Source organism: Citrobacter sp. Cf116 (assembly GCF_030336505.1).
Taxonomy (GTDB): Bacteria; Pseudomonadota; Gammaproteobacteria; order Enterobacterales; family Enterobacteriaceae; genus Citrobacter; species Citrobacter freundii.
The window spans coordinates 46,894-59,567 of the sequence record NZ_JAOWEQ010000033.1; the positions used below are offsets into that span (position 1 = coordinate 46,894).

The 12,674-nt window shown below is 53.1% G+C and carries 12 protein-coding genes; 6 read left to right on the forward strand and 6 right to left on the reverse strand.

Annotation, left to right across the window (positions count from 1 at the left end):
- Nucleotides 1-208 precede the first annotated feature (208 nt).
- The 4 genes from OGV74_RS05210 to fpr all read left to right on the forward strand — a co-directional run bounded on the left by OGV74_RS05210 (nt 209) and on the right by fpr (nt 4,572).
- Nucleotides 209-1,054, forward strand: a complete 846-nt coding sequence (locus OGV74_RS05210) for an MIP/aquaporin family protein (protein ID WP_003028793.1) — start codon at nt 209-211, stop codon at nt 1,052-1,054.
- A 21-nt stretch (nt 1,055-1,075) separates the two neighbouring features.
- On the forward strand, nt 1,076-2,584 hold the full coding sequence (gene glpK / locus OGV74_RS05215; RefSeq protein WP_003028792.1) for a glycerol kinase GlpK: 1,509 nt from the start codon (nt 1,076-1,078) through the stop codon (nt 2,582-2,584).
- A 135-nt stretch (nt 2,585-2,719) separates the two neighbouring features.
- Entirely contained in the window at nt 2,720-3,730 is a 1,011-nt protein-coding gene (gene glpX, locus OGV74_RS05220; RefSeq protein ID WP_003840506.1) for a class II fructose-bisphosphatase, read from the forward strand.
- A gap of 95 nt (nt 3,731-3,825) precedes the next feature.
- Entirely contained in the window at nt 3,826-4,572 is a 747-nt protein-coding gene (gene fpr / locus OGV74_RS05225) for a ferredoxin--NADP(+) reductase (RefSeq protein ID WP_003840504.1), read from the forward strand.
- Nucleotides 4,573-4,635: 63 nt separating this feature from the next.
- Here the strand turns inward: fpr and OGV74_RS05230 are convergent, their stop codons facing one another.
- Nucleotides 4,636-5,064, reverse strand: a complete 429-nt coding sequence (locus OGV74_RS05230) for a DUF805 domain-containing protein (RefSeq protein WP_003840502.1) — start codon at nt 5,062-5,064, stop codon at nt 4,636-4,638.
- A gap of 100 nt (nt 5,065-5,164) precedes the next feature.
- Between OGV74_RS05230 and OGV74_RS05235 the strand changes: the two genes are divergently transcribed.
- Both OGV74_RS05235 and tpiA read left to right on the forward strand, forming a co-directional pair.
- On the forward strand, nt 5,165-5,761 hold the full coding sequence (locus OGV74_RS05235) for a YiiQ family protein (RefSeq protein WP_086504735.1): 597 nt from the start codon (nt 5,165-5,167) through the stop codon (nt 5,759-5,761).
- Nucleotides 5,762-5,872: 111 nt separating this feature from the next.
- Nucleotides 5,873-6,640: a triose-phosphate isomerase gene (gene tpiA, locus OGV74_RS05240; RefSeq protein WP_003028783.1), complete on the forward strand. Its 768-nt coding sequence runs from the start codon at nt 5,873-5,875 to the stop codon at nt 6,638-6,640.
- A 39-nt stretch (nt 6,641-6,679) separates the two neighbouring features.
- Here the strand turns inward: tpiA and OGV74_RS05245 are convergent, their stop codons facing one another.
- The 5 genes from OGV74_RS05245 to pfkA all read right to left on the reverse strand — a co-directional run bounded on the left by OGV74_RS05245 (nt 6,680) and on the right by pfkA (nt 12,653).
- Nucleotides 6,680-8,152: a DASS family sodium-coupled anion symporter gene (locus tag OGV74_RS05245; RefSeq protein WP_286520445.1), complete on the reverse strand. Its 1,473-nt coding sequence runs from the start codon at nt 8,150-8,152 to the stop codon at nt 6,680-6,682.
- A gap of 113 nt (nt 8,153-8,265) precedes the next feature.
- On the reverse strand, nt 8,266-9,570 hold the full coding sequence (locus tag OGV74_RS05250) for an SLC13 family permease (RefSeq protein WP_003840496.1): 1,305 nt from the start codon (nt 9,568-9,570) through the stop codon (nt 8,266-8,268).
- A 73-nt stretch (nt 9,571-9,643) separates the two neighbouring features.
- Nucleotides 9,644-10,393, reverse strand: a complete 750-nt coding sequence (locus tag OGV74_RS05255) for a CDP-diacylglycerol diphosphatase (RefSeq protein WP_003028780.1) — start codon at nt 10,391-10,393, stop codon at nt 9,644-9,646.
- Nucleotides 10,394-10,497: 104 nt separating this feature from the next.
- Nucleotides 10,498-11,487 carry a sulfate/thiosulfate ABC transporter substrate-binding protein Sbp gene (sbp, locus tag OGV74_RS05260; protein ID WP_003028779.1) on the reverse strand — a complete coding sequence of 330 codons (990 nt, stop codon included), beginning with the start codon at nt 11,485-11,487 and terminating at the stop codon, nt 10,498-10,500.
- 203 nt (nt 11,488-11,690) lie between these two features.
- Entirely contained in the window at nt 11,691-12,653 is a 963-nt protein-coding gene (pfkA, locus tag OGV74_RS05265; RefSeq protein ID WP_003028778.1) for a 6-phosphofructokinase, read from the reverse strand.
- Nucleotides 12,654-12,674: the final 21 nt, after the last annotated feature.

The following is a 12,674-nucleotide window of genomic DNA, read 5'->3' on the forward strand; positions in this document are numbered from 1 at the left end:
AAATGATTCAGCTCACACTATTTTTGTATAACAAATACCGCACAATGGCGCGAAAACGCTCATTTTGTTGATGCAGTACACACATTTTAATTTCGATATTTCTCGTTTTTGAGCGTTAACGATAAATTAACAGTGTGCCTACCGGCTCCGGGGATGTCAGTGACCTTCTCGCACACAATAAACATTAAACTCTCTTCAGGATCCGATTATGAGTCAAACCTCAACCTTAAAAGGCCAGTGCATTGCTGAATTCCTCGGTACCGGGTTGTTGATTTTCTTCGGTGTGGGCTGTGTCGCTGCACTCAAAGTAGCTGGTGCTACTTTTGGTCAGTGGGAAATCAGTATCATCTGGGGTCTGGGGGTAGCAATGGCTATCTATCTGACCGCAGGCGTTTCTGGTGCACACCTGAATCCCGCGGTAACCATCGCACTCTGGCTGTTCGCCTGTTTTGATAAACGCAAAGTTGTCCCTTTTATTATTTCGCAAATTGCCGGCGCCTTTTGCGCAGCGGCATTGGTTTACGGGCTTTATTACAATCTTTTCATCGATTTTGAACAAACCAACCATATCGTGCGTGGCACTACCGAAAGCCTGGGTCTGGCGGGTACTTTCTCCACCTATCCGAATCCGCATATCAATTTTGTGCAGGCCTTCGCGGTTGAAATGGTCATTACCGCTATTCTAATGGGGCTGATTCTGGCTCTGACCGACGATGGTAACGGTGTACCTCGTGGTCCGCTGGCACCACTGCTGATTGGCTTATTAATTGCCGTTATTGGTGCTTCCATGGGTCCGCTGACAGGTTTTGCGATGAACCCGGCACGTGACTTCGGACCGAAACTCTTCGCCTGGATGGCCGGATGGGGTGAGATTGCCTTCACAGGTGGTCGCGATATCCCTTACTTCCTGGTTCCGGTGTTTGGCCCAATTACCGGCGCGATTTTGGGCGCATGGGCATATCGCAAACTGATTGGTCGCCATTTACCGTGCGATGTCTGCGTGATTGAAGAAAAAGACGCGGCGGCCAACACTCAACAAAAAGCTTCGCTGTAATGTGACTACGGGACAAAAATTATGACTGAAAAAAAATATATCGTTGCGCTCGACCAGGGCACCACCAGCTCCCGCGCGGTCGTAATGGACCACGATGCGAATATCGTTGCCGTTTCACAGCGCGAATTCGAGCAAATCTACCCGAAAGCAGGTTGGGTAGAACACGACCCAATGGAAATTTGGGCAACCCAAAGCTCTACGCTGGTTGAAGTTCTGGCGAAAGCCGATATCAGTTCCGATGAAATTGCAGCGATCGGTATTACCAACCAGCGTGAAACCACCATCGTCTGGGAGCGTGAGACCGGTAAACCAATCTACAACGCCATTGTGTGGCAGTGTCGTCGTACCGCAGATATCTGCGAAAAGCTCAAGCGCGATGGCATGGAAGAATACATCCGTAACAACACCGGCCTGGTCATTGACCCGTACTTCTCTGGCACCAAGGTGAAATGGATCCTCGACCACGTTGAAGGCTCGCGTGAACGCGCTCGTCGCGGCGAACTGCTGTTTGGTACCGTGGACACCTGGCTTATCTGGAAAATGACGCAGGGACGCGTACACGTCACGGATTACACCAACGCTTCACGTACCATGCTGTTCAACATCCACTCCCTGGACTGGGATGACACGATGCTGGATGCGCTGGATATTCCGCGCGCCATGCTGCCAGAAGTGCGTCGCTCTTCTGAAGTGTACGGTCAGACCAACATTGGTGGTAAAGGCGGCATTCGTATTCCTATCTCCGGTATCGCCGGTGACCAGCAGGCAGCTCTGTTTGGCCAGCTGTGCGTAAAGGAAGGGATGGCGAAAAACACTTACGGTACTGGCTGCTTCATGCTGATGAATACCGGTGAGAAAGCCGTTAAGTCCGAAAACGGACTGCTGACCACCATCGCCTGCGGACCGACCGGGGAAGTGAACTACGCGCTGGAAGGTGCGGTATTTATGGCTGGCGCATCTATTCAGTGGCTGCGCGATGAAATGAAACTCATCAGCGATGCATTCGACTCTGAGTATTTCGCCACCAAAGTGAAAGACACCAACGGCGTGTACGTCGTTCCGGCATTTACTGGCCTGGGTGCACCGTACTGGGACCCGTATGCACGTGGCGCCATCTTCGGCCTGACCCGTGGCGTAAACTCCAACCACATCATCCGCGCAACGCTTGAGTCTATCGCTTATCAGACGCGTGATGTTCTGGAAGCGATGCAGGCTGACTCCGGTATTCGTCTGCACGCCCTGCGCGTTGACGGCGGTGCGGTCGCCAACAACTTCCTGATGCAGTTCCAGTCTGACATTCTGGGCACCCGCGTAGAGCGTCCGGAAGTTCGCGAAGTCACCGCATTAGGTGCAGCGTACCTGGCTGGCCTGGCAGTAGGCTTCTGGCAGAATCTGGATGAGTTGCAGGAGAAAGCGGTCATCGAGCGTGAATTCCGTCCAGGCATCGAAACCACCGAGCGTAACTTCCGTTACAGCGGCTGGAAAAAAGCGGTAAAACGCGCCATGGCATGGGAAGATCACGACGAGTAATACGTCATTGCCGGATGGCTACTTTGGCTTATCCGGCAAAATCTTCGTGCGGGGGCAACCCCGCACACACATCAATAATCTCGCCCCCTCCCCTGTGCTACACTTCGCGCCATTCCTTTCAGCTACGAGTTTGCAATGAGACGAGAACTTGCCATTGAATTTTCACGCGTGACCGAAGCGGCCGCGCTGGCTGGCTATAAATGGTTGGGCCGCGGCGATAAAAATACCGCTGACGGCGCGGCAGTGAACGCCATGCGTATTATGCTCAACCAGGTCAACATCGACGGCACCATCGTGATTGGCGAGGGTGAGATTGATGAAGCGCCGATGCTGTTTATCGGTGAAAAAGTCGGGACCGGTCTTGGTGATGCGGTCGACATCGCCGTCGATCCTATCGAAGGTACACGCATGACGGCAATGGGTCAGGCAAACGCGCTGGCCGTACTGGCTGTGGGCGATAAAGGCTGCTTCCTGAATGCGCCAGATATGTACATGGAAAAGCTGATTGTCGGCCCAGGCGCAAAAGGGTCTATCGACCTGAACCTGTCGCTGGAAGCCAACCTGCATAACGTTGCCGCTGCACTCAATAAACCGCTGAGTGAGCTGACCGTAACCATTCTGGCCAAACCACGCCATGATGAAACGATCGCCGAAATGCAAAAACTGGGCGTGCGCGTCTTCGCTATTCCAGACGGCGACGTTGCGGCCTCCATTCTGACCTGCATGCCAGACAGTGAAGTTGACGTGCTGTACGGCATTGGCGGCGCACCTGAAGGTGTGGTTTCCGCAGCGGTGATCCGCGCACTGGACGGCGACATGCAGGGCCGTTTGCTGGCGCGTCATGACGTCAAAGGCGACAGCGAAGAGAACCGTCGCATTGGCGAACAAGAACTGGCTCGTTGCGCCGCCATGGGCATTGAAGCGGGCAAAGCGCTGCGCCTCGATGAAATGGCGCGTAGCGACAACGTCATTTTCTCCGCCACCGGCATCACCAAAGGCGATTTGCTGGAAGGGATTAGCCGTAAAGGTAATATCGCGACCACCGAAACGCTGCTGATCCGCGGCAAATCACGTACGATCCGTCGCATTCAGTCGATTCACTACCTCGATCGTAAAGATCCCGATGTGCAGGCGCACATCCTGTAATTGATTTGATCAATAGAGCCTTCCAGCCCATATGGGCTGGAAATCTTTCGTCCAACGAACGAAGATAAGGCAATCAAAGCAGACAGGAGAAAACCATGGCAGATTGGGTAACAGGCAAAGTCACAAAGGTGCAAAACTGGACCGATGCCCTGTTTAGTTTGACCGTGCGAGCTCCGGTTCTTCCTTTCACTGCAGGTCAGTTCACTAAGCTTGGCCTTGAGATCGACGGCGAACGCGTCCAGCGCGCCTATTCTTACGTAAATGCCCCTGATAACCCCGATTTAGAGTTTTATCTGGTGACGGTTCCCGACGGCAAACTGAGCCCTCGTCTGGCAGCACTGAAGCCTGGCGATGAAGTGCAGGTGGTGAGTGAAGCTGCTGGTTTCTTCGTGCTGGATGAAGTCCCCGATTGCGAAACGCTATGGATGCTGGCGACCGGCACGGCTATCGGCCCATATTTGTCGATTCTGCAGTTAGGCAAGGACCTGGATCGCTTTAAAAATCTGGTGCTGGTCCACGCCGCGCGCTATGCCGCCGATTTGAGCTATCTGCCGCTGATGCAGGCGTTGGAAAAACGCTACGAAGGTAAATTACGCATCCAGACGGTTGTCAGCCGTGAAACAGCCGCAGATTCGCTGACCGGACGTGTACCGGCGTTGATTGAAAGCGGTGAGCTAGAAAAAGCAGTCGGGTTGCCAATGGATAAAGAAACCAGCCATGTGATGCTGTGCGGAAACCCGCAAATGGTACGCGACACGCAGCAGTTGCTGAAAGAGACCCGGCAAATGACCAAACACCTGCGCCGTCGACCGGGCCATATGACCGCAGAGCACTACTGGTAAGAACGTTTCAATGCCCGGTAAACACCCGGGCATTTTGCCGGATGGCGCTTACGCTTATCCGGCCTACGAGTCAGCTCTGTACTTTACGTCCTGCGTATCCTTACCATATTTATTCGCGTCCTGGGTGCCAATGAACGCCCCCAGATCGATAAGCATACCAACCAGAATCAACGTTGGAACAAAGCGGCCTACCGCCCATTGCCAGACGCCGGGTAAAATCGCCCAATTTCCGGCCAGCAGCATCCACGCCAGGATCATCAACAGCGCCCACGCTCCGGAGCGCCCCCGGTCATGCAGACGTTTTACCGTCACTGCCGCCGTTGGCCATAGCAGACACACCAGACAAAAAGCCGCGGTCTGAATATCGAGTAATTGTTTGCTCGCCAGCGAAAACAGAACCAGCATGCTGACGATCCAGAGGCCAATCCAAATCCAGAAATCACGGCGCCCGATGCGCCCTTTAAATGAGAATAACCACTGCTGTATGGTCATGTAAGTTCCTTTATTATTACCTTCCAGAACAGTTTACCCTTTTGACAAGCTCGACGGTTACCGTTTTAATCGTGAGCAATGAGAATGAAAGGTACGATTGATGAAGCAAGGATTTACACTGTTTTTATTATTGTTTTCAGCCTTAACCGCGAGCACTGCGGTACTGGCGGAAGAGCCGTCGACGGCAACCACGGCTCCCTATTTACTGGCGGGCGCGCCGACCTTTGACCTGTCGATTAGCCAGTTTCGTGAAAACTTTAATACGCAGAATCCGAAGCTTATTCTGAATGAGTTCCGTGCCATCGACAGCAGTCGCGATCGAGCAAATCTCACCCGCGCAGCCAGTAAAATCAATGAAAACCTGTATGCGTCTTCCGCTCTTGAACGCGGCACCCTTAAAATCAAAAGTATGCAGATAACCTGGTTACCCATTCAGGGGCCAGAACAAAAGGCAGCCAAAGCGCAAGCGCTGGAATACATGACCGCCGTCATCCGCACCGTCGCACCGCTACTGACGAAGGAACAGAGCCAGAAAAAGCTGCAAAAACTACTCGCCGCAGGCAAAGGTAAGCGCTATTACGCTGAAACAGAAGGCGCAATTCGCTATGTTGTTGCTGACAACGGTGAAAAAGGACTGACCTTCGCTGTTGAACCGATTAAGCTGGTACTATCAGAAAGTCTTGAGAAGGCGAATTGATGACAAAAAGCAAAGCCTTTCAGGGGATGAATCTCTATACTGTTTCACAGACCATGCTGCCCTCACGGGCGGCCATATTCCTTAATTCGCTGACAAGCGTGGAGAAATGAAATGCGACATCCTTTAGTGATGGGTAACTGGAAACTGAACGGCAGCCGCCACATGGTAAACGAACTGGTTGCTAACCTGCGTAAAGAACTGGCTGGCGTTGCTGGCTGTGCAGTAGCGATTGCTCCGCCGGAAATGTATATCGACCTGGCGAAACACGCCGCTGCCGGTAGCCACATCATTCTGGGCGCGCAGAACGTTGACCTGAACCTGTCTGGCGCATTCACTGGTGAAACAAGTGCTGAAATGCTGAAAGACATCGGCGCGCAGTACATCATTATCGGTCACTCTGAGCGTCGTACTTACCACAAAGAATCTGACGAGCTGATCGCTAAAAAATTCGCCGTGCTGAAAGAGCAGGGTCTGACTCCAGTTCTGTGCATCGGCGAAACCGAAGCAGAAAACGAAGCGGGCAAAACTGAAGAAGTTTGTGCACGTCAGATCGACGCGGTTCTGAAAACTCAGGGCGCGGCAGCATTCGAAGGCGTCGTTATCGCTTACGAACCAGTATGGGCTATCGGTACCGGCAAATCTGCAACTCCTGCTCAGGCTCAGGCTGTTCACAAATTTATTCGTGACCACATTGCTAAAGCTGACGCGAAAATCGCTGAACAAGTTATCATCCAGTACGGCGGTTCTGTAAACGCAGCTAACGCGGCAGAACTGTTCGCTCAGCCGGACATCGACGGTGCGCTGGTTGGTGGTGCTTCTCTGAAAGCAGACGCCTTCGCAGTCATCGTTAAAGCAGCAGAAGCCGCTAAACAGGCTTAAGTTGTTAAGGCGGGAGGAGCCCTCCTCCCGCTGTATTAACTACCAGTATCCCAACCAGTGCCACCAGAAGGCGCCGGTCACACCCCAAATGGTCAGGTTGACCACACTCATCACCAGCCCCGTTTTCCACCACTCCGCCAACGTGACATAGCCCGAACCAAAGATAATAGGCGCAGTACCCGTGCCATAGTGCGTGAGCGACATCATCAAGGAGGAGGAGAAACCGAGCATTAAACCAAGCAGCGCTGGCGGCGCGCCGAGGCCTAAGCCTGCGGCAAAGAACGCAGCGAACATAGCCGTAATATGCGCAGTTGTGCTGGCGAAAAAGTAGTGCGAGTAGACGTAAAGCAGGATCAACAACAGCGTCGCAACACTCCAGTGCACGCCAAGATGGTCGATTGCGCTACCCACGCTGGTTGCCAGCCATCCTACCAATCCCAGTTTGCTGAGAAAATCCGCCATCATCACCAGCGCGGCAAACCAGACTATCGTATCCCATGCCCCGCGGCATTTAAGAATGTCATCCCAGCTCAATACACCCGCCATCAATAGAATCGACAATCCAATTAACGCGGCGCTAGTGGGGTTTACGCTCCAGGCACTGCCCATCAGCATTGCTGGAACACCCGCCCATAGACAGAGCAGCAAAATGAACACCCCCAGGGTGATTTTCTCTGCCAAAGAAAGTGGACCCAGCGCATCCAGTTTTTGCCGCGCAAACTGCGGTGCATTTGGTGTGCGCGTGATAGCTGGCGGATAGAGCCACCAGATTACAATCGGCATGACAACCAGTGATAGCAGTGCGGGAAGAAGCGCCGCAATAGCCCACATTCCCCAGGTCATGTTCAGCACGCCATCCGTCCCCTTTGTCAAAAAACTGACGATTAACGGATTAGGTGCAGTCGCGGTGATGAACATAGCCGAGCTGATCGGGTTAATGTTGTAGTTCACCAGCGCGAGATAACGGCCCGTGGAGCCATTCTCGGCATGGCCTGGCTGCGAGCCGAGGCTCTCCGCAATCGCCCGCATTACCGGGTGGATAATGCCACCACCACGCGCGGTATTGCTTGGCGTTACGGGTGCAATTAGCGTTTCCGCAAGGGTTAATGCCCACGCAATACCCAGCGTTCTTTTACCAAATAGCGCAATAAACCCGTAGCCAATACGCGCGCCCAGGCCGGTCTTTAACAGACTTTGCGACAGCATAATGGATAAACCAATCAGCCAGATTAGCTGGTTAGAAAAACCACTCAATGCATCGTTCAATGCCGCCGAGGGTTTGCCTGGGTTAGTAACGCCTGTCATCGCCACCAGCATAATCGCCACAATCGCAATTGCGCCAATGGGCATAGCTTTACCGATAATCGCGGCGATCGTACCAATAAACAGTGCCAGCAGGTGCCACGCTTGCGGGGTTACGTCAGGAGGACACGGGATAACAAACCAGATGGTCAGCGTAATCACAAGCGAGATGATGGCAGGCCAGCGGCGTATGGGGGTCAAACTGTCCATGAATCAATCCTTGAGTTTCCAGTGCGCAAATCTGCGCTCAGGCATTAACCGATATTGCCGCGCATAATACAATTCACTCACTCACAAAACATAAAATTAACATTTTGATACAGCTACAGTTTTCCCAACACCGTAAACCAGGCGTAATCCAGCGGCAGAAGAATCAAATACGTTGCCGCCGCCAGTGCGATACACAGAAGCATCCCTGCCCTTGCAGGTACTTTCCCGAGCGCCATCGCCACCACGATCGGTGAAGCCTGATACGGCAACAGTGGTGTGGAATAACCCAGCACCTGGATCATAATCACCGACAGCAGCGGGAATCCCGTCGCATCGGCAAAGCTTTGCGCCAACGTGGTATACAGCGCCGGAACACCGTTCGCCGTCATAATAAAATTAAGCGCCGTGGTAATACCGGTCAGCGCGAGGAAACTGGTAAACGGCTTTTCCGCATCCAGCGGCATCACCTGTAACAGCGCTTCACCAACGGCGCTACCAATACCTGTTTGCGTGACGGTGATCGCCAGCCCCAGAATACCCGCCACATAAATACAGGTACGAATGTTGACCCCAGTGGAAAACTCGTCGCCATTGATAAAGCCAACCCGTGGGAGCAATGTGATGACTGCCGCCGCCAGCCCAGTCCACGCGGGGCCAATGCCGTGCCAGCTTTCGCTTACCCAAAGAAGCAACACCACCGCTAACATCCAGGCCAGACGTTTTTCATCTCCGCTCATCGGTTCCGACGGCGTGAGATCGCGTGGCGCATGGGGCTTGCCAGGGAACAGCCAGCAGATAAGCACGATGAGAACCGCGCCTTTAAGCCAACCCAGAACCGGCGTATGCAGCAGCAAATAGGGAAGATAATTGAGGTGGATGCCGTAAGAGCCTTCCGCAGCGCCGCTCATCACCAGATTCGGTACGTTAGCGGGTAAAATCGTCGCGGAAAGCTGGAACGTCCCAAACCCAACGGCCAGTGCCAGACCATACCAGGCGCGCGTACCATCGTTAATTCCAGCCCGTTTCGCCATCGCTGCGACAATCGGCATCAGCAGCGCAATGCGGCCCATGTTGGATGGCATTACAAACGCCAGCGCGTAACTCAACAGCACCACACTCGCCACCATTAACGGCCAGGAGTCGGTCAACCGTGATGACAGCGCCCTCGCCGCCCTGTCCGCCAGCCCCGTTTTACGAATCGCGATACCCAGCACAAAGCCGCTAAACACCAACCAGAATGCGGAGGACGCAAAGCCGCCAAAGATCACATCCGGTGGCGCGATTTTGGCGACCATCGCCACGGCAAAGAACAGCAGCGCCGTTATAAACTCCGGCAGCAGCGACGTAGCCCAGAGCAGAATGGTGATGCCAACCACCAGAGAGGGGATAAACAGAGGGTGTGTAAGCCAGAGCGACATGCCTGTCTCCTGTTGTTTTTTTCAACAAGAATACGGGGACAGGCATGCGGAGTAAACGCCAGATTAGGTGGGGTTAACGCAGAATATCACATTGATGATCCTGAATTTCCTCAGCGGAGGCGAGATTCAGCGCCAGCAGATTGCGCTGAGTAGCCAGCAGAACAAAGGATTCATCGCTCTGACGCACCATCGCCAACGCATAGCTGCCCATATGCTCACGTGCATCCGGCACCTCTTCTGCCAGCATCATAAATGGGCTGCGTTGTGCCAGTTCATTTTCCGTGACGCGACGCGCCAGATATTCATGACCGCGCAGCCCACCTGGTAGAGGTAGCCAGCGGGTGCTGATTTTCGCCAGGTTGTCATCCAGCTGTTTTCTGACATCGGTTCGCAGGCAGGAGATATGAATATGCAGGTGATTTTGAGTACGCCCGCTACGTGAGTTAATGCTCAGAGAGACTGCTTTGTCAGGGATTTCCTGGCCGTATTTTTGGCTCATAAAGCTACGCGCCTGCCAGGCCAGCCAGAAAAAGTTCGGCGTGCCTGATTTTAACAGCAGTGGGCTTTCCGTACCGTTAATGCGATAAGTGGGCATCAACAAATATTGCAAAGGGCCGTTACGGTCTTTGAACACCACATATCCGGCATCCGGCTTCACTTCTGCGCATGGTGCAGGATCCTGCTGCTGCAACTGGTGCGGCAAGCATTGTTGAAGGACGATCTGGCGTAATGCGTCCGGGTTGCCGGTGAATTTCCAGTACCCGATGCCTGCAGCGGCGGCAACCACAATCACCGCCAGTAAAAGATAGCCTGCTTTTTTCATTACGCGTTTCCTGCATCCCATTGAAGGGCAAGAGTAACGCAAAACCATGACAAATAAAAAACCCGGTCGCGTTAGGCCACCGGGTCGGTAAATCACAGACTTATTTAGCGTTTGCTGATCTGGTCGAACGTACCGCCATTAGAGAAGTGCTCTTTCTGCGCTTTCGTCCAGCCGCCAAACTCTTCATCGATGGTGAACAGCTTCAGCTTCGGAAATGCATTTTCGTATTTCTTCGCAACGTCTGTATCACGTGGACGATAGTAATTTTTCGCTGCAATTTCCTGGCCTTCCGGAGAGTAGAGATACTTCAGGTAAGCTTCCGCCACCGCTTTGGTGTCTTTCTTTTCCACCACTTTATCGACCACGGAAACGGTCGGCTCCGCGAGAATAGATTCACTCGGCGTCACTATCTCGAATTTGTCTTTACCCAGCTCGTTCGTTGCCAGCAGCGCTTCGTTTTCCCAGGCGATCAGCACATCACCGATACCACGCTCAACGAAGGTATTGGTTGAACCACGCGCACCGGAATCCAGCACTTCAACGTTTTTAAACAGAGCCTTGACGAAGTCCTGCGCTTTGGCCTGATCGTTGTTGTTGTGGTGCAGGGCATAGCCCCATGCCGCCAGATAGTTCCAGCGTGCGCCGCCTGAGCTTTTCGGGTTTGGTGTAATCACTGACACGCCCGGTTTGATCAAATCGTTCCAGTCATGAATTTGTTTGGGGTTGCCTTTGCGGACCAGGAACACGATGGTGGAGGTGTAAGGCGCAGAGTTATCCGGCAAGCGCTTAATCCAGTTTTTATCAATTCGACCACGTTCAGCAATGGCATCCACGTCGTACGCCAGTGCCAACGTCACGACATCGGCTTCAATACCGTTGATGACAGAGGTCGCCTGTTTACCAGAGCCGCCGTGTGACTGGCGGATCACGACGTTATCGCCCGTTTCCTGCTTCCAGTGCGCGCTGAAGGCTTTATTGTACTGCTCGTACAGTTCACGTGTTGGATCGTACGATACGTTAAGTAACTGAATATCCTTTGCCAGAACGCTGGTCGATGCCAGCAATAATGTTAACCCTACGCCCCATTTGTTCATCGCCCAGCTCTCTTATGTGATGTTGTGATGAGCAAAGCGTGCCAGAAAGGCATCCAAACATTAAAGAATAAAAAAAGATTTGCTATAACTTCGGGGAATAAATGAGGCAGGTTGTGCCGGATGACGGCTTACGCCTTATCCGGCCTACAAGAGTACACGCTGTAGGCCCGGTAAGCGAAGCGCCACCGGGCAACAAAAAACAATCAGTACAGTTTTTTCGCGCAGTCCAGCCAGTCACCTTTGAACGGACGCTTCATGTTCTCGATAGCATCGATGATATCGTGGTGAACCAGTTGCTCGTTCTGAATACCGACACAGCGACCGCCATGACCTGCCAGCAGCAGTTCAATAGCATATGCGCCCATACGGGATGCCAGGATACGATCGTAAGGAACCGGGGAACCACCACGCTGAATGTGACCTAGTACGGTCGAACGCGTTTCGCGGCCCGTTTCCTTCTCGATGTAATGCGCCAGTTCGTCAACGTCACACATGTGTTCAGTGATCGCTACAATTGCGTGTTTTTTACCTTTCGCGATGCCCGCTTTGATTTCAGCAACCAAATCGTCGCGACTGAATTCCACTTCCGGAACCACTACGAACTCACAACCACCGGCAATTGCAGCCGCCAGGGTCAGATCGCCACAGTAGCGGCCCATCACTTCAACGATGGAAATACGCTGGTGAGAAGAAGAGGTATCACGCAGACGGTCAATCGCTTCTACTACAGTACCCAGAGCGGTGAAGTAACCGATGGTGTAGTCGGTACCCTTGATATCGTTGTCGATAGTGCCCGGCAGACCGATGCATGGGAAGCCCATTTCAGTCAGGCGTTTCGCACCCATGTAAGAACCGTCACCGCCGATAACAACCAGCGCATCAATGCCACGCTTTTTCAGGTTTTCGATAGCCACCGCACGCACGTTTTCGTCGCGGAATTCCGGGAAGCGAGCTGAACCGAGGAAAGTACCGCCACGGTTGATCATGTCGGATACGCTGTAGCGGTCAAGCTGGACCATACGGTCTTCATACAAACCCAGGTAGCCATCATGGATCCCCATGACTTCCAGCCCTTCCGTCAACGCTGCACGTACAACACCACGGATTGCTGCGTTCATGCCCGGCGCATCACCGCCGCTTGTCAACACACCGATTTTCTTAATCATGACTACCTCTGAACTTTGGAA